Origin of the sequence: Kitasatospora sp. NPDC058492 (assembly GCF_042720685.1) — a bacterium.
Lineage (GTDB): Bacteria > Actinomycetota > Actinomycetes > Streptomycetales > Streptomycetaceae > Kitasatospora.
Window position 1 is genome coordinate 69,592 of the sequence record NZ_JBHXMU010000017.1, and the last position, 26,131, is coordinate 95,722.

Genomic DNA, 26,131 nt, shown 5'->3' on the forward strand with positions numbered 1-26,131 from the left:
TTCCTCGAACCGACCCCGACCTGGCCCCGACCTCGATCTAGACCTCGACCACCAGTTCCCTGAGGCCCCGGATCACGTAGCCCGGGTTCCACTCGGGTTCGCGGGCCAGGCGCAGGCCGGGGGCGCGGCGCAGGAGGGCGCCGTAGGACTCGGTGAGTTCCAGTCTGGCGAGCGGGGCGCCGAGGCAGAAGTGGATTCCGGCGCCGAAGGTGATGTGGGGGTTGTCGGTGCGGCCGAGGTCGAGGCGGTCGGGGTCGGTGAAGCGCTCGGGGTCGCGGTTGGCGGAGCCGAAGAGGAGGGCGACCTCGGAGCCGCGCGGGATGGTGACGCCGCGCAGCTCGATGTCCTCCAGGACCCACCGTTCGAACAGCTGCAGCGGGGTGTCCCAGCGCATCAGCTCCTCGATGGCGGTGGGCAGGAGCGCGTCGGTCGCGCCGCGCAGCCGGGCGAGTTCACCGGGGTTGCGGAACAGCGCCCACCAGCCGTTGCCGGTGGTGTTGACGGTCGCCTCGTGGCCGGCGTTGAGCAGCAGCACGCAGGTGGAGATCATCTCCTGCTCGCTGAGCGCGTCGGAGCCCTCCTGGGCCTGGATCAGCGCGCTGATCAGGTCGGTGCCGGGGGCGGTGCGGCGTTCGCGGATGAGGGCGCGCAGGTAGTCGGAGAACTCGGTGCTCGCGGTGACGGCCTTGCGGGCGGCCTCCTCGCTCGGGTTGAGCTCGTACATGCCGGTGATGTCGGCGGACCAGGGCCGCAGCAGGTGCCGGTCGCCCTCCGGCACGCCGAGCATCTCGGCGATCACGGCGACCGGCAGCGGCTCGGCGACGGCGGCGATCAGGTCGCCGCCGCCGGCCGCGAGCAGGCCGTCGACGAGTTCCCCGGCGAGCCGCTGGACGGTCGGCCGCAGGCCCTCGACCATGCGCGGGGTGAAGGCCTTGGAGACCAGCCGGCGGATCCGGGTGTGGTCGGGGGCCTCCAGGTCGAGCAGCCCGAAGTCGTTGAGGGTGTGGAAGGGCTCGTGCGCCGGGTCGGGTTCGGGCCGGCCGAACTCCTGGTGGCTGAAGCGGTGGGTGTAGGTACGCCCGAGCCGCCGGTCGCGCAGGAGCGCGCTGACGTCCTCGTGCCGCGAGACGAGCCACTGCCCGGTCGGCTCGAAGTACGTCACCGGCGCGTGCTCGCGCAACTCGGCGTACGCGTCGTACGGGTGGGCCACGAACGCCGCCGACCAGGGGTCGAACTTCGCCGTCGTCGTCATCGCTCGATCACTCCAGGCCATGAGGGGGGAGCCGGAAGGATCATCGTACGCATGCGGTTCACCCGTTTTTAAGCCCCTTTTCTCAGGCCTCCCGGCGACCACCCGAAAATCCGGGTGCGCCGCGTCAACTCCCGCCGCAGACTGGGCCGGTCACCCCACCACTTGCCAAGGAGCCCCGTGCAGGGAGCAGTCAGCGTCTCGCCCGTCCAGATTCCCGAGTTGCTGCTCGGGCTGGCCACCGTCCGGCCGGTGTTCCTCTGGGGCGCGCCCGGGATCGGAAAGTCCTCGCTGGTAAGGGAGTTCGCCGAGTCGCTCGGCCTGGAGTGCGTGAGCCTGGTCGGCACCCAGCTCGCCCCGGAGGACCTGATCGGTGTCCCGCAGCTGACCCCGGAGGGCCGTTCCCGGTTCTGCCCGCCCGAGCAGATCGCCCGCGACGAGCCGTACTGCCTGTTCCTGGACGAGCTCAACGCGGCGACCCCGGACGTCCAGAAGGCGTTCTACTCGCTGATCCTGGACCGCCGGATCGGCTCGTACGAGCTGCCGCCCGGCTCGATCGTGATCGGCGCCGGGAACCGCGCCACCGACGGCGCGCTCGCCCGACCGATGGCGTCCGCGCTGGTCAACCGCATGGTCCACGTGCACCTGCGGGCCAGCGCCGCAGACTGGCTGCGCTGGGCGGCCGGCGCCGGCATCCACCCCTGGGTCGTCGACTACGTCACCGACCGGCCCGACCACCTGTGGTCCGCCCCGCCGAAGACCGAGGAGCCGTTCTCCACCCCGCGCGCCTGGCACATGCTCTCCGACGCGCTGCACTCCTTCGGCCCCGCCCTGGACGAGGAGACCCTCAAGGTGCTCGCGTACGGGCTGCTCACCCCGCAGCACGCGATCGCCTTCTGCGGCTACGCCAAGATCGTCCGCAACGCCTACGGCCTGGAGGCGATCCTCAAGGGCGACGCCCGCTGGCCGCACCGGCTGGAGGACCGCGACCTGCTCTACTACCTGGCCGACGCCTTCCGCGGCCGCCTGGTCAAGGAGCTTCCGGCCAGCAAGGAGCACGCCTCGGGGGCGCAGCGGCAGACCGCCTTCCGGGCCAAGTCTCTGCTGGTGCAGCTGGCCGAGATCTCGGTGGAGGTCGCCCAGACGGTGATCGCCGACGGCGCGGACGGCAATCCGGTGCTGCCCTCCTGGTTCCTGATCGAGGCGGCCCGGGACATGCCCCGGCTGGTCGAGGCCCGCCGGTGAGCCCTTCCGTCCAGAAGGGTGCGAAGAAGCCGGACCCGGGCGCGGAGGTCTTCGCCGAGGGGGTCCGGCTGCTGCGCCAGAACCCGGCCTTCGACGCCGTGCCCGCCGATTTCTGCCGCCGGGACGACTGCGGGCTGGCCCCGACCGGCGGCTGGGCGGTGGTCGACTCCGACGGCACCGTGCACGTCAACCCGCGCCGCCGGGCCGAGCCGGACGAGTGGGCCTGGGTACTGGCGCACTGCCTGCTGCACCTGGGCTTCGGCCACGTCCCGGCCGCCAAGGGTGTCCGGGTCCAGCCCGACGCCTACGAGGAGGCGGCCCGCTGCGCGGTGGTGAACCGTTTCCTCGCGACCTTCCCCGTCGGCCGCCCCCCGGTCGCCCTCCCGCAGGAGTACCCGGGCGGCGACGAGGAGGAGCTGGCCGCCCGCTGGCGCCGCGACGGCCTGCCGCCCGCCGTCACCGCCGGGACGGCCGGCACCGCCGACCACGACCAGCTGCTGGTCGAGTGGCAGGACTACGGCCACACCCCGAAGGACTGGTCGGCGGCCTTCGCCGCCGCCCTCACCCGCACCATGTCCGCCGCGATGGACCGGGCCGGCGGCCGTTTCGACCGGGAGACCGGCGAGCGCCTGCCCGTACGGCCGTGGACCAGGGCGCTCGGCTGGTTCGTCTCCTCCTACCCGCTGCTCGGCGGCATCGCGGCCGGCCTCACCGTCGTCGCCGACGCCGAACTGGCCCGCGCCCACGGCATCTCCATCGCCGCCGTCAACGCCGAGGCCGGCGAGGTCTACATCAACCCGCTGCGCCAGCAGACCGACGAGGAGTGGCGGTTCATCCTCGGCCACGAGATGCTGCACGCCGCCCTGCGGCACGGCGAGCGCCGCGGCGGCCGGGACCCGTTCCTCTTCAACGTCGCCGCCGACTACGTCATCAACGGCTGGCTGCTGGAGATGGGCGTCGGCGACATGCCGGAAGGCCTGCTGCACGACCCGCAGCTGAAGGGGCTGTCGGCCGAGGAGGTGTACGACCGGATCGTCCGCGACGAGCGCCGGATCCGCCGGCTCGCCACTCTGGCCGGCAAGAACCGCCCGGACATCCTCGGCGCACCGCTGGACCGCGGCCCGCGCGACTACGTGGACCTCGACGACTTCTACCGCCGCGGACTCCAGCAGGGCTTCGAGCTGCACCAGCGCGACCGCGGGTTGCTGCCCGCCGGACTGGTCGAGGAGATCCGCGCCCTCGCCCACCCGCCGCTGCCCTGGGACGCCCGGCTGGCCCGCTGGTTCGACGAGTTCGTGCCCCGTCCGGAGCCGGTCCGCAGCTACTCCCGCCCGGCCCGTCGGCAGTCCGCCACCCCGGACATCCCCCGGGCCGGCCGCTACCACCCGCCGGAGGAGGTACCGCGCTGCACCTTCGGCGTCGTCCTGGACACCTCCGGCTCGATGAACCGGGTCCTGCTCGGCAAGGCGCTCGGCGCGATCGCCTCGTACGCGGCCGCCCGGGACGTGCCCGCGGCCCGGGTGGTGCACTGCGACGCCGCACCGCACGACGCCGGGTACGTCCCGGTCGGCGAGATCGCCGGCCGGGTCCGGGTGCGCGGGCGCGGCGGCACCGAGCTGCAGCCGGGCGTCGACCTGCTGGAGCGGGCCGAGGACTTCCCGCGCGGGGCGCCCGTGCTGGTGATCACCGACGGCGCGTGCGACGTGCTGCGGGTGCGCCGCGAGCACGCCTTCCTCGTCCCCCGGGGCGCCGGGCTGCCGTTCACCCCGCGCGGACCGGTGTTCCGGATGAGCTGACGGGCGCCCGCCCCTCCCCTGCGGGAGCGGCCGCCCGTCCGGACCGCCCAGCCAGACCAGCACCGGTCAGACCAGCACCGGTCAGGCCAGCACCGGGCGGGGCCCGGCGGCGCGGCGGGCCAGCGGGGCCAGCGCCGCCAGGTAGCAGACCGCGGCCACCGGGATCAGCGCCAGGTCGGCCCCCGAGGCGGCGGTGCCGACCAGCATCAGCACCGGGCTCCACCAGGGCAGCGTCCGGGCCGCACCCACCGCGGCGGCGACCAGCAGGGCCAGCAGGCCGACGTAGAACAGCAGCGGGCCGATCTGGTAGACCGCCGGCAGCACCCCGGGGACGCCCTGGACGCGGTCGAACATCCGCGACTGCCCGGCCTTGTCCGCCGCCGCCAGGCCGACGTACAGATCGATCCCGATCTGCACCAGCGAGGCCGCCAGGCCGGCGAACGCCGTCCCGAGCGCGGCACCGGCCGCGAGCCGCCCGGCCGTGGTGCCGCGCGGGGCGAGCAGCCCGCGCAGGGCGAGCAGGACCGGGGCGAACAGCAGCAGCCCGGCGAACATCGCGGTGTGGCCGGCCGTCCAGCCGAGGCCGGGCTCCCGGGAGCCCGGGACCAGCCGGATCCCCCCGTAGAGGGCCATCAGGGCGGGGGCGCCGACGACGGCGTAGGCGGTGCGGTGGTTCTCCTGCGGGGTGTTCATCCGACGATCTCCTGTGGTGATCCGCGGCCCCGGCAGGTAGCTGGTGGCCCGTGGTCCGTTCCGACACCACAGATGCTGTCCGCCGCACCCCTCGTCGCGGATCGCCCGCACCGGCGAACCCGCCGCCTCCCCCGCACGGGGGAGCCCCGACCAGGGGCCCCGCGCCCGGCGTGATCCGCAAGAGGGCCCTACGCCTCCCCCGCCACCACCGCGCCGGCCTCGTACGCGAACACCACCGCGTGCACCCGGTCCCGCAGCCCCAGCTTGCTCAGCACATTGCTGACGTGCGTCTTCACCGTGTGCTCGCTGACCACCAGCTCGGCCGCGATCTCCGCGTTGGAGAGCCCGCGCGCCAGCAGCCGCAGGGTCTCCTGCTCACGCAGGGTGAGCTGCTCCAGCAGCTTGGACGGCGGCCGCAGCGCCCGCTCGGGCGAGCCCGGGCGGCGGGCGGCGAACTCGCCGATCAGCCGCCTGGTCACCGAGGGCGCGAGCAGCGCCTCCCCGGAGGCCACCATCCGCACCCCGTGCGCCAGGTCGTCCCGCCGGACGTCCTTGAGCAGGAAGCCGCTGGCGCCCGCGTACAGCGCGTCGAAGACGTAGTCGTCGGCGTCGAAGGTGGTCAGCATGATCACCTTGGTGGACGGGAACTCGGCGCAGACCCGGCGGGCCGCCTCCAGCCCGTCCATGACCGGCATCCGGACGTCCAGCAGCAGGACGTCCGGGCCGTGGGCGCGGACCGCCTCGACCGCCTCGGCGCCGTCGCAGGCCTCGGCCACCACCTCGATGTCGGGCTGCGCGTCCAGGATCATCCCGAACCCCGCCCGCACCAGCTCCTGGTCGTCCGCGACGACCACCCGAATCGGCTTCATCCGCCCGCCTTCTCCACCACGCCCGCCACCCCCAACGGCAGCCGGGCACTCACCAGGAAGCCCTTGCCCTCCGGTCCGGGTCCGGCCTCGGCCCGCCCGCCGCAGGCCGCCGCCCGCTCCCGGATGCCGACCAGCCCGCGGCCGCCGGACCAGCCGTTCACCACGCCGCCGACGGTCACCGGCAGCCCGCGCCCGTTGTCGGACACCACGACCTCCAGGGTGTCCCCGGACCGCCGCACCCGGACCGCCACCCGGTCGGCGCCGGAGTGCTTGACCGTGTTGGTCAGCGTCTCCTGCACGATCCGGTACGCCGCGGCCTGGAGGTCGGCGGGCACCGCGCCCAGCCCGTCGGCCAGTTCGAGCTCCACCGCCGGTCCGGCCCGGCGCACCCGCTCGGCCACGTCGGCGAGTTCGGCCAGCCGGGGCTGCGGGGCCAGCTCAGGACCGGCCCCCTCCTCCTTCAGCACTCCGAGGACGCGCCGCAGTTGGACCATCGCGTCGCGGCCCGCGTCGGCGATGGTGTCGAAGGCGCGGATCGCCCGGTCCGGGTTGGCGTGCACCACCAGCGGCCCGGCCTCGGCCTGGATGATCATCAGCGAGACGGCGTGCGCCAGGATGTCGTGCATCTCCCGGGCGATCCGGGCCCGCTCCTCCACCACCGCGCGGCCCGCCTCACTGGCCGCCCGTTCCCCCGCCTCGCGGGCCCGCTCGGCCTCCAGCCGGGCCAGCCGCCGCTGGGCGCGCACCAGCGAGCCGAAGACGAACGAGCCGACCGAGGTGAGCAGGCTGAACAGCATGCCGTTGGGCGAGTGGGTGCCGATCACGTTGGCGACCACCACCACCGCCAGCACCGTCCAGCGCTGCCGGTCCGGGGAACGCTCCGCCACCGTGTAGATGCCGATCACACCGGCCAGCGGCACCTGCGGACTCGCCGAGTGCGCCACCACGGACAGCGTCATGAAGGCCACGCTGCCCGCCGCCAGCGCGGCCAGCGGCGCCCGGCGCCGCCAGGGCAGCGACAGCGAGGTGGACACCGCCACCAGGTAGACCCACCACGGCCAGGCCCTGTCGTCGTTGCCGACCGCCCAGACCGAGATCCCGGCCGATGCCACGGCCAGCAGCGAGTCCAGCACGTACGGACTCAGCCCGGCCGACCAGCTCCGCCAGCGCGCCGCTCGCACCACCGCAGCCCCTCCCCCGTGTCCGGGGGCGCCGCCCCCGCGGAGAAGATCATGCCCTACCGGCAGGACCTCCGGAACGGCCCGGTCAGACACCGTCGACCGGCACTGCGCCGGCGCCCGAACGCACCGCCCCCGTGATCGCCTCCGCGCCCGGTACCCGCTTCATGCCCGGCCCCCTTCGAAAGCCCCGTCGTCCCGACACGCGAAGCCTGCCCCGGCCGCCCCCTCCCCCGCCTCCCCCACCGGAGCGGTTCCGGCCCCTCCCCCGCACGAGGGAGGGGCCGCTCCCGGGGACGACTCCCGGGAACGACGAAGGGCCCGGAGGCTTGATGCCTCCGGGCCCTTCGTTGCTACTGAGTAGCGGGGACAGGATTTGAACCTGCGACCTCTGGGTTATGAGCCCAGCGAGCTACCGAGCTGCTCCACCCCGCGTCGGTAAACACGACTCTACGCGACTTCTGCCAGGGAACCTAATCGCTGCCCCGCAGACCCCCGACGACCCCGGGAAAGCCCGGAAAAGCCCGGAAAGACCCGGCCCGGGAACGCCGCAGGGCGGCCACCCCGCGAGGGGTGACCGCCCTGACAGCCGAACGTCGGACTCAGCCGGTGTACGGGCCGTAGTCGTAGTCGTCCAGCGGGACCGCCTGGCCGGAGCCGGCGCCGAAGGGCGACAGGTCGTAGTCGTCGTAGCCGACGGCCGAGTACATCGCGGCCTTGGCCTCTTCGGTCGGCTCGACCCGGATGTTGCGGTAGCGGGGAAGACCCGTACCGGCCGGGATGAGCTTACCGAGGATGACGTTCTCCTTGAGGCCCAGCAGCGGGTCCGACTTGGCGTGGATCGCCGCGTCGGTGAGGACCCGGGTCGTCTCCTGGAAGGAGGCGGCCGACAGCCAGGACTCGGTGGCCAGCGAGGCCTTGGTGATACCCATCAGCTGCGGACGGCCGGAGGCGGGGTGACCGCCCTCGGCGACCACGCGACGGTTCTCGGTCTCGAAGCGGCCGCGCTCGACGAGCTCGCCCGGGAGCAGCTCGGCGTCGCCCGACTCGATGATCGTCACGCGGCGCAGCATCTGCCGGATGATGATCTCGATGTGCTTGTCGTGGATCGACACACCCTGCGAGTTGTAGACCTTCTGGACCTCGGCGACCAGGTGGATCTGGACGGCACGCTGGCCCATGATGCGCAGGACGTCGTGCGGGTTGGTGGCACCCATGGTCAGCTTCTGGCCGACCTCGACCGCCTCGCCCTCGCTGACCAGCAGCTTCACACGCTTGGAGACGGGGTAGGCGATCTCCTCGCTGCCGTCGTCCGGGGTGATGACGAGCTTGCGGGTCTTCTCGGTGTCCTCGATCCGCGCCCGGCCGGTGGCCTCCGAGATCGGGGCCACACCCTTGGGGGTACGGGCCTCGAAGAGCTCGACGACACGCGGCAGACCCTGGGTGATGTCGTCACCGGCCACACCACCGGTGTGGAAGGTACGCATCGTCAGCTGGGTGCCGGGCTCACCGATGGACTGGGCGGCGATGATGCCGACCGCCTCACCGATGTCGACCAGCTTGCCGGTGGCCAGCGAACGCCCGTAGCAGAAGGCGCAGGTGCCGACGGCCGACTCGCAGGTCAGGATCGAGCGGGTCTTGACCTCGCCGATGCCGTGGCGGATCAGCTCGTCGATCAGCACGTCACCGAGGTCGGTGTTGGCGGTGGCAAGGAGCTTGCCGTCCACCGTGATGTCCTCGGCGAGCATGCGGGCGTACACGCTGGTCTCGACGTCGTCGGCCTTGCGCAGCACGCCGTCCGCGCCGACGGTGCCGATCGCCAGCTTCAGGCCGCGCTCGGTACCGCAGTCCTCCTCGCGAATGATGACGTCCTGGGAGACGTCGACCAGACGACGGGTGAGGTAGCCGGAGTCGGCGGTACGGAGGGCGGTGTCCGCCAGACCCTTACGGGCACCGTGGGTGGAGATGAAGTACTCCAGCACGGTGAGACCCTCACGGAACGACGCCTTGATGGGTCGCGGGATGGTCTCGTTCTTGGCATTCGACACCAGACCACGCATACCGGCGATCTGGCGCATCTGCATCATGTTTCCACGAGCACCCGAGTCGACCATCATGAAGATGGGGTTCGTCTTCGGGAAGTTCTCGTTCATGGCCTCGGCGACCTCGTTGGTCGCCTGGGTCCAGATGCCGATGAGCTCCTGCTTGCGCTCGTCGTTGGTGATCAGGCCGCGCTCGTACTGACGCTGGACCTTCTCCGCCTTCGCCTCGTAGCCCTCGAGGATCTGGGGCTTGTTCGGCGGGACGACGACGTCGGAGATCGAGACGGTGACACCCGAGCGGGTCGACCAGTGGAAACCGGACGCCTTCAGGTTGTCCAGGGTCGCCGCGACGACGACCTTGGGGTAGCGCTCCGCCAGGTCGTTGACGATCGCGGAGAGCTGCTTCTTGCCCACCTCGTAGTCGACGAACGGGTAGTCCTCGGGCAGCAGCTCGTTGAAGAGCGCGCGGCCCAGGGTGGTGGTCAGACGGAACGGCTCGCCGTCGAACCAGGCCGTCTGGCCCTCCTCGTCCACCGGCGGGGTCCAGCCGCGCGGCGGGACGGTGCCGGCCGGCAGGCGCAGCTCGATCGGGGCCTGGACGTCCAGCTCGCGGGCGTCGAAGGCCATGACGGCCTCGGCGGTCGAGGAGAAGGAACGGCCACCGCCCTTCACCGTCTCCCGGTCCGAGGTCAGGAAGAACAGACCGAGCACCATGTCCTGGGTCGGCATGGTGACGGGGCGACCGTCGGCCGGCTTCAGGATGTTGTTCGAGGACAGCATCAGGATGCGGGCCTCGGCCTGCGCCTCCGCGGAGAGCGGCAGGTGGACGGCCATCTGGTCACCGTCGAAGTCCGCGTTGAACGCGGTGCAGACGAGCGGGTGGATCTGGATGGCCTTGCCCTCGACCAGCTGGGGCTCGAAGGCCTGGATGCCGAGGCGGTGCAGGGTGGGCGCACGGTTCAGCAGGACGGGGTGCTCGGCGATGACCTCTTCGAGCACGTCCCACACGACCGGGCGGGCACGCTCGACCATGCGCTTGGCCGACTTGATGTTCTGCGCGTGGTTCAGGTCGACCAGGCGCTTCATCACGAACGGCTTGAAGAGCTCCAGCGCCATGGCCTTGGGCAGACCGCACTGGTGCAGCTTGAGCTGCGGGCCGACGACGATGACCGAACGGGCCGAGTAGTCGACGCGCTTGCCGAGCAGGTTCTGGCGGAAACGACCCTGCTTGCCCTTCAGCATGTCGCTGAGGGACTTCAGCGGGCGGTTGCCCGGGCCGGTGACCGGACGGCCGCGACGGCCGTTGTCGAACAGGGCGTCGACGGCCTCCTGGAGCATGCGCTTCTCGTTGTTCACGATGATCTCGGGCGCGCCGAGGTCGAGAAGCCGCTTCAGGCGGTTGTTGCGGTTGATCACGCGGCGGTACAGGTCGTTCAGGTCGGAGGTCGCGAAGCGGCCACCGTCCAGCTGCACCATCGGACGCAGGTCCGGCGGGATGACCGGAACGCAGTCCAGCACCATGCCGTTGGGCTTGTTGGTGGTCTGCAGGAACGCGGAGACGACCTTGAGGCGCTTCAGCGCACGGGTCTTCTTCTGGCCCTTGCCGGTGCGGATGATCTCGCGCAGGCGCTCGGACTCCTCCGCCAGGTCGAAGGTCTCGAGGCGGTCCTTGAGGGCCGCCGCGCCCATCGAGCCGGAGAAGTAGGTGCCGAAGCGGTCGCGCAGCTCGCGGTAGAGCAGCTCGTCGCCCTCGAGGTCCTGGACCTTGAGGTTCTTGAAGCGGGCCCACACCTCGTCGAGGCGGTCGAGCTCGCGCTGCGCGCGGTCGCGCAGCTGCTTCATCTCGCGCTCGGCGCCCTCGCGCACCTTGCGGCGCACGTCGGCCTTGGCGCCCTCGGCCTCCAGCTCGGCCAGGTCGGTCTCGGCCTTCTTGGCACGGGCCTCGAGGTCGGAGTCGCGGCGGTTCTCGATCTGCTGGCGCTCGACCGAGACGTGCGCCTCCAGGGACGGCAGGTCGCGCTGGCGGCGCTCGTCGTCGACCCAGGTGATCATGTAGGCGGCGAAGTAGATGACCTTCTCGAGGTCCTTCGGCGCCAGGTCGAGCAGGTAGCCCAGGCGGGACGGCACGCCCTTGAAGTACCAGATGTGGGTGACCGGGGCGGCCAGCTCGATGTGGCCCATCCGCTCACGGCGCACCTTGGCGCGGGTCACCTCGACGCCGCAGCGCTCACAGATGATGCCCTTGAAGCGGACGCGCTTGTACTTACCGCAGTAGCACTCCCAGTCCCGGGTGGGGCCGAAGATCTTCTCGCAGAAGAGTCCGTCCTTTTCGGGCTTCAGGGTGCGGTAGTTGATGGTCTCCGGCTTCTTGACCTCGCCGTGCGACCACTGGCGGATGTCGTCGGCGGTGGCCAGGCCGATGCGGAGCTCGTCGAAGAAGTTGACGTCAAGCACTGGTCGTCAAGCCCTCTTTCGTAAGTCGAGAGTCGTTCATGTGGTCTGAGGGGGGCCTGGGGGCGGGCCGGCTGCTCGGGCAGCCGGCCCAACCTCCGTCAGACCTCTTCGACGCTGCTCGGCTCGCGCCGGGACAGGTCAATGCCGAGCTCCTCGGCGGCGCGGAACACGTCCTCGTCGGAGTCCCGCATCTCGATGGACTGGCCGTCCGAGGACAGCACCTCCACGTTGAGGCAGAGCGACTGCATTTCCTTGATGAGGACCTTGAAGGACTCGGGAATGCCGGGCTCGGGGATGTTCTCGCCCTTGACGATGGCCTCGTAGACCTTCACACGGCCGAGGACGTCGTCGGACTTGATGGTGAGCAGCTCCTGCAGCGCGTAAGCAGCGCCGTACGCCTCAAGGGCCCACACCTCCATCTCACCGAAGCGCTGACCACCGAACTGCGCCTTACCACCGAGCGGCTGCTGGGTGATCATCGAGTACGGACCGGTCGAACGGGCGTGCAGCTTGTCGTCGACCAGGTGGTGCAGCTTGAGGATGTACATGTAGCCGACCGAGACCGGCATCGGGAACGGCTCGCCGGAGCGGCCGTCGAACAGCCGGGCCTTGCCGGTGGAGTTCACCAGGCGCTCACCGTCACGGGTGAGGGTGGTGTTGTCCAGCAGGCCGGTGATCTCGTCCTCGCGGGCGCCGTCGAAGACCGGGGTGGCGAGGTTGGTGCCGCCCTGGACGGTGTCGGCGCCGATCGCCTGGAGGCGCTGGGCCCACTCGTCGGCGAGGCCGGAGACGTCCCAGCCCTGCTTGGCGAGCCACCCGAGGTGGATCTCCAGGACCTGTCCCGGGTTCATTCGGGACGGGACACCCAGCGGGTTGAGGATGATGTCGACCGGGGTGCCGTCCTCCAGGAACGGCATGTCCTCGACCGGCAGGATCTTCGAGATGACGCCCTTGTTGCCGTGACGGCCGGCGAGCTTGTCACCGTTGGTGATCTTGCGCTTCTGGGCCACGTAGACGCGGACCAGCTGGTTCACGCCCGGGGGCAGCTCGTCGCCCTCTTCGCGGTCGAAGACGCGGACGCCGATGACCTTGCCGGACTCACCGTGCGGCACCTTCAGCGAGGTGTCGCGGACCTCACGGGCCTTCTCACCGAAGATCGCGCGGAGCAGGCGCTCCTCCGGGGTCAGCTCGGTCTCGCCCTTGGGCGTGACCTTGCCGACCAGGATGTCGCCGGTGACGACGTCGGCGCCGATGCGGATGATGCCGCGCTCGTCGAGGTCGGCGAGGACCTCCTCGGAGACGTTCGGGATGTCCCGGGTGATCTCCTCGGGGCCGAGCTTGGTGTCACGGGCGTCGACCTCGTGCTCCTCGATGTGGATCGAGGAGAGGACGTCGTCCTGCACGAGGCGCTGCGACAGGATGATCGCGTCCTCGTAGTTGTGACCCTCCCACGACATGAACGCCACGAGCAGGTTCTTGCCGAGGGCCATCTCGCCCTCGTCGGTGCACGGGCCGTCGGCCAGCACCTGGCCGGACTCGACCCGGGCGCCCTCGTCCACGAGCACCTTCTGGTTGAAGGCGGTGCCCTGGTTGGAGCGGGTGAACTTGGCGGCGCGGTACGTGGTGTACGTGCCGTCGTCGTTGGCGACGGTGACGTAGTCGGCCGAGACCTCCTGGACGACACCGGCCTTCTCGGCGGTGATGACGTCCGCGGCGTCGACGGCACAGCGGTACTCCATGCCGGTACCGACCAGCGGAGCCTCGCTCTTCAGCAGCGGCACCGCCTGGCGCATCATGTTCGAGCCCATGAGCGCGCGGTTGGCGTCGTCGTGCTCGAGGAAGGGGATCATGGCGGTCGCGACCGACACCATCTGGCGCGGCGAGACGTCCATGTAGTCGATCTCGGTGCCCGGGATGTAGTCGATCTCGCCGCCACGGCGGCGGACCAGGACACGCGGCTCGGCGAAGGTCAGCTCCGCCGTCAGCGGGGCGTTGGCCTGCGCGATGACGTAGCGGTCCTCCTCGTCGGCCGTGAGGTAGTCGACCTGCTCCGTGACGACACCCTCGATGACCTTGCGGTACGGGGTCTCGATGAAGCCGAAGGCGTTGACCCGGCCGTACGAGGCCAGCGACCCGATCAGACCGATGTTCGGGCCTTCGGGGGTCTCGATCGGACACATGCGCCCGTAGTGCGAGGGGTGCACGTCACGGACCTCGAAGCCGGCGCGCTCACGGGAGAGACCACCGGGGCCGAGGGCGGACAGACGGCGCTTGTGGGTCAGGCCCGACAGCGGGTTCGTCTGGTCCATGAACTGCGACAGCTGGCTGGTGCCGAAGAACTCCTTGATGGAGGCGACGACCGGCCGGATGTTGATCAGGGTCTGCGGCGTGATCGCCTCGACGTCCTGGGTGGTCATGCGCTCGCGCACGACGCGCTCCATACGGGCGAGACCCGTACGGACCTGGTTCTGGATGAGCTCGCCGACGTTGCGCAGGCGACGGTTGCCGAAGTGGTCGATGTCGTCGACCTCGACCACGATGTCGCGACCGGTCTGGTCGTTCCACTCGGTCTCACCGGCGTGCAGCTTCACCAGGTACTTGATCGCACCGATGATGTCGGGCTCGGTGAGCACGCCGGAGTCCAGCGACTCGGCGTTGCCCAGCTTCCGGTTGACCTTGTAGCGGCCCACCTTGGCGAGGTCGTAGCGCTTCGGGTTGAAGTACAGGTTCTCCAGAAGCGTCTGCGCGGCCTCGCGCGTCGGCGGCTCGCCAGGACGCAGCTTGCGGTAGATGTCCAGAAGCGCGTCGTCCTGGCCCTGGGTGTGGTCCTTCTCCAGGGTGTTGCGCATGGACTCGTACTCGCCGAACTCCTCGAGAATCATCTCGTTGGTCCAGCCGAGCGCCTTGAGCAGCACGGTGACGGACTGCTTGCGCTTGCGGTCGATGCGGACGCCGACCATGTCGCGCTTGTCGATCTCCATCTCCAGCCAGGCACCACGCGAGGGGATGACCTTGCAGGAGTAGATGTCCTTGTCGGACACCTTGTCCAGGGTGGAGTCGAAGTACACGCCCGGGGAGCGGACCAGCTGCGACACGACGACACGCTCGGTGCCGTTGATCACGAACGTGCCCTTGTGGGTCATGAGCGGGAAGTCGCCCATGAAGACCGTCTGAGACTTGATCTCACCGGTCTCGTTGTTGGTGAACTCGGCCGTGACGAAGAGCGGAGCCGCGAACGTGAAGTCGCGGTCCTTGCACTCGTCAATCGAGTTCTTCGGCGGCTCGAAACGGTGGTCGCGGAAGGTCAGCGACATCGACCCACTGAAGTCCTCGATCGGGGAGATCTCCTCGAAGATCTCCTCCAGACCGGACTTGGTGGGGACGTCCTGACCGTTCTCCAGCGCCGCCTCGACCCGGGACTTCCAGGCCGCATTGCCGAGCAGCCAGTCAAAGCTCTCGGTCTGCAGGGCCAGGAGGTTGGGGACCTCGAGGGGCTCCTTGATCTTCGCGAAGGAGACGCGGAGCGGGGCGGTGGATGCGGCGGAATTGTTCGAGGCGTTGCGCGGCGCGGCCAAGAGGGGGGTCCTTCCGAGGGCTCGGAGCTCACTACGCGCGTACCAGCCGGGCCTTCACGGGCTTGGTCCCGCCTCCCTCGCCACTGGCCTCCGCCGGGATCGGAATCCCAGGTCAGAGCCGCTTTGCGGAGGCGATGCCAGACCCCTTCAGGGCAACGCAAACTCCGGGCGACGAGTCACGGAGCAGCTAACAGGCAGCGCAAAGGGACAGTGTAGCCAAAGGGCACACTGCTGTCCAGCTCTGATTCGGAAACCGAATCGGAGACTCCTCCCGGTAGCCGGCGGACGCGAACGCCCACCGGGTACTGCACCGGCCCGGGCACTGCCCGGGCCCCATAACTCACGTGGAGTCATTTCCCGCCTGAGCCACTGGTTATGCATCCAGTGGCAAACCAACCGGGCGGACTCGCGCCTTGAGAATCGCGCGCCTCGCCGGGTTCGTCAAGGGCCCGCAGGCGGTGCGGACCTCGACCCGTCCATCGGCCGGACGCCCCCCGGCGTTACAGAAGCCGTGGTGGGGGCCACCGTCGATGACGGTGATCACCATACCCGTCCGCACCGACGCTGCCGAGTGGGCTCTCGGCCACACCGGCGCGTCCCGGCCGCGGAGCGGTCCCAGGGCCGTCCAGGGCCGCCCAGGGCCGGAAACGCGAAAAAGCCGGGCCGACCACCCACAAGGGTGATCGGCCCGGCTTCAGGCCCCCTCAGAGGGGGCGAGAAGTCACTTGACGGTGACCTTGGCGCCGGCACCCTCGAGGGCGGCCTTGGCCTTCTCGGCAACGTCCTTGGCAACCTTCTCCAGGACCTTGGCACCAGCGGTGTCAACGAGGTCCTTGGCCTCCTTCAGGCCGAGGGAGGTCAGGGTGCGCACCTCCTTGATGACCTGGATCTTCTTGTCGCCGGCACCATCGAGGATGACGTCGAACTCGTCCTGCTCCTCGACGGCCTCAACGGCGGCCGGGCCACCGGCGGCGGCAACGGCGACCGGGGCGGCGGCGGTGACGTCGAACTTCTCCTCGAAGGCCTTCACGAAGCCAGCGAGCTCGATGAGGGTGAGGTCCTCGAACTGCGCGAGCAGCTCGTCCTGGGACAGCTTCGCCATGATGGCGTCCTTCCACTAAATCGGCAGGTGATGCCGTATGTACGGGTGGGGCGGGCACGGGCCCGCAGCGAGGCGTGAGCCTGCCGATTACTCGGCGGCGGCGTCCTCGGCGGCGGGAGCCGGCGTACCGGCACCGCCCTGCTCGACCTTGTCGCGCAGCGCGTCCACAGTGCGGACGAGCTTCGACGGCAGGGCCTGGAAGAGCGCGGCAGCCTGGGACTGCTTGGCCTTCAGGGCACCCGCCAGCTTGGCGAGCAGCACCTCGCGGGACTCGAGGTCCGCGAGCTTCTTGATCTCATCGGCGGACAGCGCCTTACCGTCAAGGACACCGCCCTTGATGATGAGAGCGGGGTTCTCCTTGGCGAAGTCACGCAGAGCCTTCGCCGACTCCACCGGGTCACCGGTGACGAAGGCGACAGCCGTCGGACCGTTGAACAGGTCGTCGAGCTCCGAAATCCCGGCCTCGTTGGCCGCGATCTTGGTCAGCGTGTTCTTCACCACGGCGTACTCGGCGTTCTCGCCGAGCGAGCGACGCAGGGTCTTGACCTGCTTCACCGAGAGACCGCGGTACTCGGTCAGCAGCGCCGCGGAGGAGCCACGGAACTTGTCCGTGATCTCGGCGACGGCAGCAGCCTTGTCGGGCCTTGCCATAGGCTTACGCCTCCTTCCGTGATGTCGAAATCCGGCCGACCGCGAAAGTCGACCATTCACGCCTCGAACCAACCGGACGGAAGGAAAGCCTGCGGAAAGCAGATGAGCCCCGATGCGCAGGGCGCACGGGGCTCGAAACGACCTCAACGGATGTTCGCGCGAACGCGGACCCGGAAGTCGAAGCTCCAGACACACCTGCGCGGGCTGCCTGCGACGAAGCGCAGATCCTTCGGCCACCGAATCCCTCGCGAGCACGGTGACAACCAGCGGTCTTTGGCTTCGGTAACAGTAACCGGACTCCGCCGTCCGGGGCAAATCGCCCCTGAACGGCCGATGCCCGCCGGGCCGGCCGCGCCGGACGGGGCTCAGCGGGCCAGCGGGGAGACCGTCCGGGGCCCGGTGTCCACGGTGTCCGTCTCGGCCGGGGCCTGCACCGAGAGCAGGGCGCCGGCGAAGTCGGAGTAGAGCACCGAGTCGTCCGCCCGGCCGCTGTCACCGCTGCCGGTGCGCTGGAGCCGGACCAGCTGGTCCTTGTCGTTGAGCCAGAGGTCCACGGTGAGCGAGATCGAGCCGCCGGGGGCCAGCGCGGCCCGCAGGCCGTCCCGGCGGGCCTGGGTCAGCTGGGTCTGGGCGGCGGCGTAGCGCTCGGCGGTGGTGGTGATCCGGTAGTGCTCGACCGTCGAGTCGTCGAACCTCTCCTCGCCGATGAACCGGGGGTCCACCCCGTCGGCGGTGGCGGCGGCCAGCGCCTCGACCGGGTTCAACAGGTCGATCAGCCCCGCGTACGGGACCTCCCGGTGGCCGTCCGGGTCCGGCGGGACGGAGAAGCGATCCCAGTGCCGGCCGCCCTGGCGGGCCGCGGTGGCGGCGTCACCGCCCTGGTAGGCGACGGTGTCCACGACGATCAGCTGCTCGGCGTCGGCCGGGGTGGAGCGCTTGATCTGGAGCGCCGTCTTGGGCTGCCAGAACAGCGGCCCGGCCCCGGCGTCCGCGCCCAGCCGGTAGCTGACCTTGGCCCGGCGGGCGGTCTGCATCGCCAGCTGGGCGGAGACCAGGACGCCGTGCGGCGAGCGGTCGCTGGGCTTGGCCGCCTCGGTCGACGAGGAACTCGTCGGGGTCGGGCTGCCGGAGGGCGTGGACGGCGCGCCGCCACCCCCGCCGCATCCGGCCAGCCCGCTCGCCAGCAGGACGACCGCGGCCAGCGCCGCCAACCGCCGTCGTCCTGCCATCGTCTGGTCCCCTCTCGCCCGGGCGCCGCGTCGGCGGCTTTCGTTCCGGCCACCTTGCCACCCTGACCCGGATCAGCCGGTGGCGCCCCCCTTGCCGAGCTTCGCCAGCTCGGCCAGTTCCACCGTGTCGGCCGCGCCCGGCACCGCGGCGGTGACCGGCGTGCCGTAGTCCGAGTAGAGGACGGTGGACTTGAACGCGCCCGCCTTGGTGTCGCCGGTCGCGCTCCGCTGGACGACCAACTGGTCGGCGTCCACCCAGAGGTCTCGTCGGCTCCGGTGCGCGGGCTCGGCGGATCAGCCGAGCAGTTTGAGGAGGTCGGTCTCGCTGCCGAGGTCGGTGGCGGCGGGGGCGTCGATCTTCGCGGCCTTGCCGAGGTCCGCGTACTTGACGGTGACGGCGTCGTGCTCGCCGTTCTTGTCCCCGTACTCCTGGTACTGGACGAGTTCCTGCCGGCCGTTGAGCCAGAAGTCGATGGTGAGGGTCCTGCCGTCCTCTTCCAGGGACTTCTGGACGGCCGTGCGCTGGCCGGCCGTGAGCGCCGGCATGGCGGCCACCATGGCGGAGGCCTCCTCGACCGCCCGCAGGTGGGTGACCTGGACGCCGTCGAGGCTCTCCTGGCCGACCTTGGCGGGCTTGCCGCTCTGCGCGGCGAGCCCGAGCTGGGCGACCGGGTTGAGCAGCTGGCTCATCAGCAGGACGCCGTTGCCGAGTTCGTTCGAGGCGGGCAGCTTGATCCAGTGCTTGCCGCCCATGGCGGCGGCCTCGCTGTCGCCGCCGCCGAGGTAGCCGTCGGTCCCGATCACCCGGAACCGGATCTTCTTGGTCTCGACCTCGCCCGTCAGGTCGACGGCCGCCCGGTTCGGGTCCTTCCAGTCGGCGTCGCCGCTGCCCGCGGTGTGGGTCGAGCCGTCCGGGGAGATCATGGTGACCTTGCCGTTGCCGGCCTTCTGCATCACCAGGGCGGAGGCGGCCAGCGCGGCCTTGGGGTCTCCGGTGAGCGCCGCGGCCGCCGCGTCGCCGCTCTTGGCGTCGCCGCCCTTGCTGCCGCAGGCGGTGACGGCACCGAGCAGCACGGCCGCGATGGCGACGGTCGAGGCGAGGCGCGCAGCGCGCATGGAGTCCCCCGTGAGATCCGAACGATCCGATGAAGAACCGATTTTCGGCTTCTTCTCACGCGGACTCTAACGGATCGCCAGATCCCCCACGCGCCGGACAGCCCCCTCCCGTCACCCGGCTTCGACAGGAGGCGCGTCGCCTTCTCCGGGGGTCGAGACATCCGTCGTGGTCACCGTGCTGCCGTCGCTCCCCCGGGCCGTCTCACGCAGTCGCAGCAGCCGCTCGCCGGGCCCGACCCAGACGTCGTAAACGATCGCCGACACCCCTCGCCGGCCGTACCAGTCGACCACCGCGGCGAGTCGCGCCGGGGTCAACTCCTGGTCCGCGCCGAAGTATTCGGCCACCGGCGTGGAGCCCTGGTAGTGCGCCACGGTCATCCCGGCCAGCTGCTCGCCGCCGAGCGAGCCGAGCTTCCCGGCCTGCGCGATCTTGTACGCGCGGCTGCCCGGGTTGGTGACCAGTGCGGTCATCCAGCCACCCGCGTAGCCGCCCGGGCCGGTGGTCGCCCGCGGATCGAGCGACTCGGCGCCGTCCCGGTCCGCGTGCTTGGGCGGGGCGCCCTGGTAGCTGAGGTCGAGTGCGCCGTCCCGCAGGGTCAGCTGCCCGGTGCCCTGCTCGTCGGTGACGCTCAGGGCGCCCTCGTCCCGGGTGCCCCAGACCAGGGTGCCGCTCGCGGTGCGGCGGCCGGCCGGGCCCTCCTCGACCACGTCGATCCGGGCGCCGCCGGCGTCGTCCAGCGCCTGGGCGGCGGCGAGCACCACCTGGCGGGGCGGTACGGGCGCGGGGTCGCCGTCGGGGGTGCGGGTTCCCGGGGCGGCCAGCAGGCTGCACCCGGTGGTGGCACCGATCAGCAGCAGGGCGGCCACCGCGGCGGCGGGGCGAAGGGTGGGCGGCACGGCACGCTCCGACGGTCACACGTTCTGCACATGATCTGACCGGCAGAGCGTACGACGCTTCGGGCAACCGTTCCCATCCACCCCTGTTCCGATCCGGAAACGACGGCGGGCCCGCACCCCCGGTGAAGGGGGTACGGGCCCGTCGTACGGACTGCTTCAGAGCCGATCGGCTCAGACCGCGGCCGGGTCCTCTTCGACGAAGAGGTTGCGGGTGCGGTTCGGGTCCACGGGGATGCCGGGGCCGATCGTGGTGCTGATGGCGGTCTTCTTGATGTAGCGGCCCTTGGCGGCGGACGGCTTGGCGCGGAGCACCTCGTCCAGCGCGGCGGCGTAGTTCTCGACCAGCTGCTCGTCGGTGAAGGAGGCCTTACCGATGATGAAGTGCAGGTTCGAGTGCTTGTCGACGCGGAACTCGATCTTGCCGCCCTTGATGTCGTTGACAGCCTTGGCGACGTCCGGGGTCACGGTGCCGGTCTTCGGGTTCGGCATCAGACCACGGGGACCGAGCACGCGGCCGAGGCGGCCGACCTTGCCCATGAGGTCCGGGGTGGCGACGACGGCGTCGAAGTCCAGGCGGCCCTTGGCGACCTCGTTGATCAGCTCGTCGGAGCCGACGATGTCGGCGCCCGCAGCACGCGCGGCCTCGGCACGGTCACCGGTCGCGAAGACCAGGACCCGAGCGGTCTTACCGGTGCCGTGCGGGAGGATCACGGTGCTGCGGACCATCTGGTCGGCCTTGCGCGGGTCGACGCCCAGACGCATGGCGACCTCGACGGTGCCGTCGAACTTGGTGGTGCTGGTCGCCTTGGCGAGGCGGATGGCCTCGAGGGGGGCGTAGAGGCGGTCGCGGTCGACCTGAGCGTCCGCGGCCTTCAGAGCCTTGCTGCGCTTCACTGCTGCTCCTGAATGGTGATGGGAGTCGTGGTATCACGGGCCTGCGCAGGCCCTACCACAGGGACGAAAAGAGCTGGTCAGCCCTCGACGGTGATGCCCATCGACCGGGCGGTGCCGGCGATGATCTTCTCCGCCGCGTCCAGGTCGTTGGCGTTCAGGTCGGGCATCTTGGTGGTGGCGATGTCGCGGACCTGGGCGCTGGTGAGCTTGGCGACCTTGGTCTTGTGCGGCTCGCTGGAGCCCTTGTCCACACCGGCGGCCTTCAGGATGAGGCGCGCGGCCGGCGGCGTCTTCGTGATGAAGGTGAAGGAACGGTCGTCGTAGACCGTGATCTCCACCGGCACGATCATGCCGCGCTGCGACTCGGTCGCGGCGTTGTAGGCCTTGCAGAACTCCATGATGTTGACGCCGTGCTGGCCCAGCGCGGGGCCGACCGGCGGCGCCGGGTTGGCCGCACCGGCGTTGATCTGGAGCTTGATAAGCCCCGTGACCTTCTTCTTCTTGGGAGGCATGTCTCTCCGGGTCCTTCCGAGAGGTGAGTGCTGGTGTGTGCGGAACCGGGGCGACACCCGGCCGCCAACACACACATCGAACCAGGCTAACGCCTTAGCGCCGCTGGACCAAAACGGATCCGGGGCAGGGCCCTCGGCCCCGCCCCGGATCCGAAGATTGTGGGACTAGTTCTTCTGGATCTGGTCGAAGGAGAGCTCGACCGGGGTCTCCCGGCCGAAGATCTCGACCAGGCCCTTGACCTTCTTCGAGTCGGGGTTGATCTCGTTGATGGTCGCCTGCAGCGTCGCGAACGGACCGTCGGTGACGGTGACCGAGTCGCCGACCTCGAAGTCCAGCACCTGGATCTCGCTCGGCTTGATCGGCGAGGGCTTGCCGGCCTCCTTGGCCGCCTGGCGCTCGACGTCCGGGGCGAGCATCTTGACGACCTCGTCCAGGGTCAGCGGGTACGGGTCGTAGGCGTTGCCGACGAAGCCGGTGACACCGGGGGTGTTGCGCACGACGCCCCAGGACTCGGGGGTGAGGTCCATGCGCACCAGGACGTAGCCGGGGAGCTTGTTCTGGCGGATGGTCTTGCGGTCGCCGTTCTTGATCTGGACGACCTCCTCCTGCGGCACCTCGGCCTGGAAGATGTACTCCTCGACGTTCAGCGAGACGGCGCGCTGCTCCAGGTTCTGCTTCACCCGGTTCTCGTAGCCGGCGTAGGTGTGGATCACGTACCACTCGCCCGGCATGAAGCGCAGGTCCTCGCGGAACTTGGCGACCGGGTCGACCTCGACGACCTCCTCGGCGGCGGCCTCCTCGGCCTCGGCCTCCTCGGCGTCGGCGTCCTCGGCGTCGGCCTCGGTCTCCTCGGCGGCGGGCTCCACGTCGTCCTCCACGTGCAGCGCCGCCTCCTCGGCGGGCTCGCCGGCCTCGGCCTCGTCGTGCGCCTCGACCTCGTCCTCGTCGCCGTCCACGGCGTCAACGATCTGCTCGGCGGACTCGGCTTCGTCAGCCAGCTCGGCCGCGTCCAGCTCGGCGGCGACATCCGCCTCGCGGACGGTCTCGTCGGCGTCGTACAGGGGGGACTCAGACACGGTGGCTGCTTCTTTCCTGGAGATGGTGAAGGTGGCGCGCTCCGGGGCCGGCTCCGGCGGGCTGCCGCTCGCGCGGGCGCCAGGAGAGGACTCGGAGACTTCAACAGTACCGAGTCCACGGTAGCGGCCGCGTACGTCCGGCGCAGACAGCACGACCCGGGCCGAAGATTCGGCCCGGGTCGGGAGACTGCTACGGAGGTGGGACGGCCAGGTCAGCCGAAGACCAGGAGGCTCAGCTTGGAGAGGCCGTAGTCGAGGCCGGCCACGAAGCCCATCACGACCACCACGAACACGACGACGACGGTCGTGTACTGGGTGAGCTCGCTGCGGGTGGGCCAGACGACCTTGCGCAGCTCGGCGATGATCTGGCGGTAGAACAGGCCGATTCGGGCGAACGGGCCCATCTTGCCGCGCTTGCCGGACTTCTTGTCACCGGCGCGGGCGGCGCGCTTGCGCTCGCGGCGCGAGAGCGACTTGTCCTCGCCCTCCGCGGGCGTGGTGTCGGCAGCGCCGTCGGCCCCCTCGGGGTTGCCGCTCTCAGGCGTTGCGGTGGAGCCCGTGGTCTCCGTCACTCGTCCTCACCTGAATCCGGGTCCGGCCGAGCGGCTCGCGCCCGATGGGGCACGAACGGCCGGCTACAAGCGGTGCTGATTCGGAGCCCTCTCCGCATCAAGCCCGCTCGCTCTGCGGAGCGAACGGGCTGAAAACGGATCAAGCAGCAGGGCAAGAGGGACTTGAACCCCCAACCGCCGGTTTTGGAGACCGGTGCTCTACCAATTGAGCTATTGCCCTACGGGGTCTCGCGACTCCGTAGCGACCAACCTACCGCATCTCCCCCCGCTGTCTGCACAGCTGGTGAAGCTCCGGTTCTTTTTCGGCGGGCCGTCGAGCAGTGAGCATACGTGGTCGAGGGGTGTTTGGTCGAACCTCTTCTTCCGGGGGCACCGGTTGTCCGGCATATGTCCGGCATGCCCGCATGATCACCGGCGGATCGGCGGGCGCCGCCATGTGGACGGTCCCGTACGGATGGTGAAACCACGATGCCCGGTCCGTCCCGGTTCTGCGACGATGCAGGCATGAGCGCTTCCACCCCGCAGCCCGACCGTTCCATCCGCCCCGCCGACCGCCGGGTCTCCGCCCGGATCGGTGCGATCGCCGAGTCCGCGACCCTCGCCGTGGACGCCAAGGCCAAGGCCCTCAAGGCGGCCGGCCGTCCGGTGATCGGCTTCGGAGCCGGCGAGCCCGACTTCCCCACCCCGGACTACATCGTCGAGGCGGCCGTCGAGGCCTGCCGCGACCCGAAGAACCACCGCTACACCCCGGCGGGTGGCCTGCCCGAGCTGAAGTCCGCGATCGCCGCCAAGACGCTGCGCGACTCCGGCTACGAGGTGGACGCCTCCCAGGTGCTGGTCACCAACGGCGGCAAGCAGGCGATCTACGAGGCGTTCGCCGCGATCCTGGACCCGGGCGACGAGGTCATCGTCCCGGCCCCGTACTGGACCACCTACCCGGAGTCGGTCCAGCTCGCCGGCGGCGTCCCGGTGGAGGTCGTGACCGACGAGACCACCGGTTACAAGGTCTCGGTCGAGCAGCTGGAGGCCGCCCGCACCGAGAACACCAAGGTGGTGCTCTTCGTCTCGCCGTCCAACCCGACCGGCGCGGTGTACACCGAGGCCGAGGCCGAGGCGATCGGCCGCTGGGCGCTGGAGCACGGCCTCTGGGTGCTCACCGACGAGATCTACGAGCACCTGGTGTACGGCGACGCCTCCTTCACCTCGCTGCCGGCCCTGCTGCCCGAGCTGGCCGACAAGTGCATCGTGGTCAACGGCGTCGCCAAGACCTACGCGATGACCGGCTGGCGGGTGGGCTGGGTGATCGGCCCCAAGGACGTCATCAAGGCCGCGACCAACCTGCAGTCGCACGCCACCTCGAACGTCTCCAACGTCGCCCAGCGCGCCGCGATCGCCGCCGTCAGCGGCGACCTGGCCGCGGTGCACGAGATGCGCACCGCCTTCGACCGCCGCCGCAAGACCATCGTGCGGATGCTCAACGAGATCGAGGGCGTGTACTGCCCCGAGCCGGAGGGCGCGTTCTACGTGTACCCGTCCGTCAAGGGCCTGCTGGGCAAGGAGATCCGCGGCCGGCGCCCGCAGAGCTCCGGCGAGCTGGCCTCGCTGATCCTGGACGAGGCCGAGGTCGCGGCCGTCCCGGGCGAGGCCTTCGGCACCCCCGGCTACCTGCGGTTCTCCTACGCGCTCGGCGACGCCGACCTGGCCGAGGGCATCGGCCGGCTGCAGAAGCTGCTCGGCGAGGCCCGCGACTGACACCCGCCGGCGCCCGCCGGCGCCCGCTGAGGTCCGCCGGCGCCCGCTGAGGTCCGCTGACACCTGCGCTTCACGTCGGGTACCGCCCTCTTTCACCCCTTCGGGGGACGGAAGGAGGGCGGTTCCCGTTTGGGGGTCCGATGCGGCAGTATCGGCGAATGGAACGCCTGTTGAATCCGCGAGACGTCAGGGACCTCCCGAAGGCCCACCTGCACCTGCACTTCACCGGCTCGATGCGGCCCGCCACCCTGCTGGAGCTGGCCGACAAGCACGGCGTCCGACTGCCGGAGGCGCTCAGCTCCGGCGAGCCGCCGCAACTGCGGGCCACCGACGAACGCGGCTGGTTCCGCTTCCAGCGCCTGTACGACACCGCCCGCTCGGTGCTGCGGGACGAGGAGGACATCCGCCGGCTGGTCCTGGAGACCGCCCAGGACGAGCGGCGGGACGGCTCCCGCTGGCTGGAGATCCAGGTCGACCCGACCTCGTACGCGCCCCGGCTGGGCGGGCTGATCCCCGCGCTGGAGCTGATCCTGGACGCCGTGGAGAACGCCGCCACGGCCACCGGGGTGGGCATCCGGGTGCTGGTCGCGGCGAACCGGATGAAGTCCCCGATGGACGCCCGGACGCTGGCCCGGCTCGCCGTCCGGTACGCCGACCAGGGCGTGGTCGGCTTCGGCCTCTCCAACGACGAGCGGCGCGGCCTCGCCCGGGACTTCGACCGGGCCTTCGAGATCGCCCGCAAGGGCGGGCTGCTGGCCGCCCCGCACGGCGGCGAGCTGGCCGGGCCCGAATCCGTCCGGGACTGCCTGGACGACCTGGGCGCCGGCCGGATCGGCCACGGCGTCCGCGCCGCCGAGGACCCCCGGCTGATGGAACGGCTGGCGGACCGCCAGATCACCTGCGAGGTCTGCCCCTCCTCGAACGTCTCGCTCGGCGTCTACGAGCGCCCCGAGGACGTCCCGCTGCGGCGGCTGTTCGACGCCGGCGTGCCGCTGGCCCTGGGCGCGGACGACCCGCTGCTGTTCGGCAGCCGGCTGGCCGCCCAGTACGACCTGGCCCGCGACGTCCTCGGCTTCGACGACGCCGAACTCGCCGAGCTGGCACGGCAGTCCGTCCGCGGCTCGCGCGCGCCGGAGGCCGTCCGCAAGGAGTTGCTGGCGGACATCGACACCTGGCTGGTCAGCGCCACCTGAGGCGTGCCTTGTGGATCAGGCCGACCCCGGACGGG

At 70.7% G+C, this 26,131-nt stretch carries 20 protein-coding genes and 2 tRNA genes; 4 read left to right on the forward strand and 18 right to left on the reverse strand.

What is annotated here, in order from left to right; translation table 11 throughout:
• Nucleotides 1–37: 37 nt before the first annotated feature.
• Nucleotides 38–1,252 (reverse strand): cytochrome P450, encoded by a 1,215-nt coding sequence (locus tag ACFWPI_RS13975; RefSeq protein WP_363369343.1) that lies wholly within the window; start codon nt 1,250–1,252, stop codon nt 38–40.
• Between the two features lie 177 nt (nt 1,253–1,429).
• Between ACFWPI_RS13975 and ACFWPI_RS13980 the strand changes: the two genes are divergently transcribed.
• Both ACFWPI_RS13980 and ACFWPI_RS13985 read left to right on the forward strand, forming a co-directional pair.
• Nucleotides 1,430–2,494, forward strand: coding sequence for an ATP-binding protein (locus ACFWPI_RS13980; RefSeq protein WP_380369589.1), 1,065 nt, complete (start codon nt 1,430–1,432; stop codon nt 2,492–2,494).
• Nucleotides 2,491–4,290, forward strand: coding sequence for a hypothetical protein (locus tag ACFWPI_RS13985; RefSeq protein ID WP_380369592.1), 1,800 nt, complete (start codon nt 2,491–2,493; stop codon nt 4,288–4,290). The genes ACFWPI_RS13980 and ACFWPI_RS13985 overlap by 4 nt, the downstream gene beginning before the upstream one ends.
• A gap of 81 nt (nt 4,291–4,371) precedes the next feature.
• Here ACFWPI_RS13985 and ACFWPI_RS13990 read toward each other — a convergent pair whose 3' ends face one another.
• The 17 genes from ACFWPI_RS13990 to ACFWPI_RS14070 form a co-directional block, all read right to left on the reverse strand.
• Nucleotides 4,372–4,983, reverse strand: coding sequence for a hypothetical protein (locus ACFWPI_RS13990; protein WP_380369594.1), 612 nt, complete (start codon nt 4,981–4,983; stop codon nt 4,372–4,374).
• Between the two features lie 188 nt (nt 4,984–5,171).
• Nucleotides 5,172–5,852, reverse strand: a complete 681-nt coding sequence (locus ACFWPI_RS13995; RefSeq protein WP_063348943.1) for a response regulator transcription factor — start codon at nt 5,850–5,852, stop codon at nt 5,172–5,174.
• Entirely contained in the window at nt 5,849–7,036 is a 1,188-nt protein-coding gene (locus tag ACFWPI_RS14000) for a sensor histidine kinase (RefSeq protein WP_380369597.1), read from the reverse strand. The genes ACFWPI_RS13995 and ACFWPI_RS14000 overlap by 4 nt, the downstream gene beginning before the upstream one ends.
• A gap of 355 nt (nt 7,037–7,391) precedes the next feature.
• Nucleotides 7,392–7,465, reverse strand: a tRNA-Met gene (locus ACFWPI_RS14005).
• A 167-nt stretch (nt 7,466–7,632) separates the two neighbouring features.
• Nucleotides 7,633–11,526 carry a DNA-directed RNA polymerase subunit beta' gene (locus tag ACFWPI_RS14010; protein WP_380369599.1) on the reverse strand — a complete coding sequence of 1,298 codons (3,894 nt, stop codon included), beginning with the start codon at nt 11,524–11,526 and terminating at the stop codon, nt 7,633–7,635.
• A gap of 98 nt (nt 11,527–11,624) precedes the next feature.
• Nucleotides 11,625–15,101 (reverse strand): DNA-directed RNA polymerase subunit beta, encoded by a 3,477-nt coding sequence (gene rpoB / locus ACFWPI_RS14015; RefSeq protein WP_063348939.1) that lies wholly within the window; start codon nt 15,099–15,101, stop codon nt 11,625–11,627.
• 721 nt (nt 15,102–15,822) lie between these two features.
• Nucleotides 15,823–16,206 (reverse strand): 50S ribosomal protein L7/L12, encoded by a 384-nt coding sequence (gene rplL / locus ACFWPI_RS14020; RefSeq protein WP_208869184.1) that lies wholly within the window; start codon nt 16,204–16,206, stop codon nt 15,823–15,825.
• A gap of 84 nt (nt 16,207–16,290) precedes the next feature.
• Nucleotides 16,291–16,854 carry a 50S ribosomal protein L10 gene (gene rplJ / locus ACFWPI_RS14025; protein WP_063348937.1) on the reverse strand — a complete coding sequence of 188 codons (564 nt, stop codon included), beginning with the start codon at nt 16,852–16,854 and terminating at the stop codon, nt 16,291–16,293.
• Nucleotides 16,855–17,219: 365 nt separating this feature from the next.
• Nucleotides 17,220–18,083, reverse strand: coding sequence for a hypothetical protein (locus tag ACFWPI_RS14030; RefSeq protein WP_380369602.1), 864 nt, complete (start codon nt 18,081–18,083; stop codon nt 17,220–17,222).
• Nucleotides 18,084–18,155: 72 nt separating this feature from the next.
• Complete coding sequence (locus ACFWPI_RS14035; protein WP_063348935.1) at nt 18,156–18,338, reverse strand: hypothetical protein; 183 nt, start codon at nt 18,336–18,338, stop codon at nt 18,156–18,158.
• A 39-nt stretch (nt 18,339–18,377) separates the two neighbouring features.
• Nucleotides 18,378–19,199 carry a hypothetical protein gene (locus tag ACFWPI_RS14040; protein ID WP_380369605.1) on the reverse strand — a complete coding sequence of 274 codons (822 nt, stop codon included), beginning with the start codon at nt 19,197–19,199 and terminating at the stop codon, nt 18,378–18,380.
• A 111-nt stretch (nt 19,200–19,310) separates the two neighbouring features.
• Nucleotides 19,311–20,096 (reverse strand): hypothetical protein, encoded by a 786-nt coding sequence (locus ACFWPI_RS14045; protein WP_380369607.1) that lies wholly within the window; start codon nt 20,094–20,096, stop codon nt 19,311–19,313.
• Nucleotides 20,097–20,267: 171 nt separating this feature from the next.
• Nucleotides 20,268–20,990 carry a 50S ribosomal protein L1 gene (gene rplA, locus ACFWPI_RS14050; protein ID WP_063348932.1) on the reverse strand — a complete coding sequence of 241 codons (723 nt, stop codon included), beginning with the start codon at nt 20,988–20,990 and terminating at the stop codon, nt 20,268–20,270.
• 77 nt (nt 20,991–21,067) lie between these two features.
• Nucleotides 21,068–21,502, reverse strand: a complete 435-nt coding sequence (rplK, locus tag ACFWPI_RS14055) for a 50S ribosomal protein L11 (protein WP_063348931.1) — start codon at nt 21,500–21,502, stop codon at nt 21,068–21,070.
• A gap of 165 nt (nt 21,503–21,667) precedes the next feature.
• Nucleotides 21,668–22,579 (reverse strand): transcription termination/antitermination protein NusG, encoded by a 912-nt coding sequence (nusG, locus tag ACFWPI_RS14060; RefSeq protein ID WP_380369612.1) that lies wholly within the window; start codon nt 22,577–22,579, stop codon nt 21,668–21,670.
• Nucleotides 22,580–22,791: 212 nt separating this feature from the next.
• Nucleotides 22,792–23,151: a preprotein translocase subunit SecE gene (gene secE / locus ACFWPI_RS14065; RefSeq protein ID WP_063348930.1), complete on the reverse strand. Its 360-nt coding sequence runs from the start codon at nt 23,149–23,151 to the stop codon at nt 22,792–22,794.
• A gap of 147 nt (nt 23,152–23,298) precedes the next feature.
• Nucleotides 23,299–23,371 (reverse strand) — tRNA-Trp (locus tag ACFWPI_RS14070).
• 284 nt (nt 23,372–23,655) lie between these two features.
• Here ACFWPI_RS14070 and ACFWPI_RS14075 point away from each other — a divergent pair.
• Both ACFWPI_RS14075 and ACFWPI_RS14080 read left to right on the forward strand, forming a co-directional pair.
• Nucleotides 23,656–24,903, forward strand: coding sequence for a pyridoxal phosphate-dependent aminotransferase (locus ACFWPI_RS14075; RefSeq protein WP_380369615.1), 1,248 nt, complete (start codon nt 23,656–23,658; stop codon nt 24,901–24,903).
• 158 nt (nt 24,904–25,061) lie between these two features.
• Entirely contained in the window at nt 25,062–26,096 is a 1,035-nt protein-coding gene (locus ACFWPI_RS14080) for an adenosine deaminase (protein ID WP_063351330.1), read from the forward strand.
• The last annotated feature ends 35 nt before the right edge of the window (nt 26,097–26,131 follow it).

Excerpts from the sequence above, each read along its gene's own strand:
- ACFWPI_RS14080 (WP_063351330.1), top strand. The coding sequence starts at position 25,062 with ATGGAACGCCTGTTGAATCCGCGAGACGTCAGGGACCTCCCGAAGGCC.
- ACFWPI_RS13975 (WP_363369343.1), bottom strand. The coding sequence starts at position 1,252 with ATGACGACGACGGCGAAGTTCGACCCCTGGTCGGCGGCGTTCGTGGCC.
- ACFWPI_RS14075 (WP_380369615.1), top strand. The coding sequence starts at position 23,656 with ATGAGCGCTTCCACCCCGCAGCCCGACCGTTCCATCCGCCCCGCCGAC.
- ACFWPI_RS14030 (WP_380369602.1), bottom strand. The coding sequence starts at position 18,083 with ATGGCAGGACGACGGCGGTTGGCGGCGCTGGCCGCGGTCGTCCTGCTG.
- ACFWPI_RS14040 (WP_380369605.1), bottom strand. The coding sequence starts at position 19,199 with ATGCGCGCTGCGCGCCTCGCCTCGACCGTCGCCATCGCGGCCGTGCTG.
- ACFWPI_RS13990 (WP_380369594.1), bottom strand. The coding sequence starts at position 4,983 with ATGAACACCCCGCAGGAGAACCACCGCACCGCCTACGCCGTCGTCGGC.
- ACFWPI_RS13995 (WP_063348943.1), bottom strand. The coding sequence starts at position 5,852 with ATGAAGCCGATTCGGGTGGTCGTCGCGGACGACCAGGAGCTGGTGCGG.
- rplJ (WP_063348937.1), bottom strand. The coding sequence starts at position 16,854 with ATGGCAAGGCCCGACAAGGCTGCTGCCGTCGCCGAGATCACGGACAAG.
- rplK (WP_063348931.1), bottom strand. The coding sequence starts at position 21,502 with ATGCCTCCCAAGAAGAAGAAGGTCACGGGGCTTATCAAGCTCCAGATC.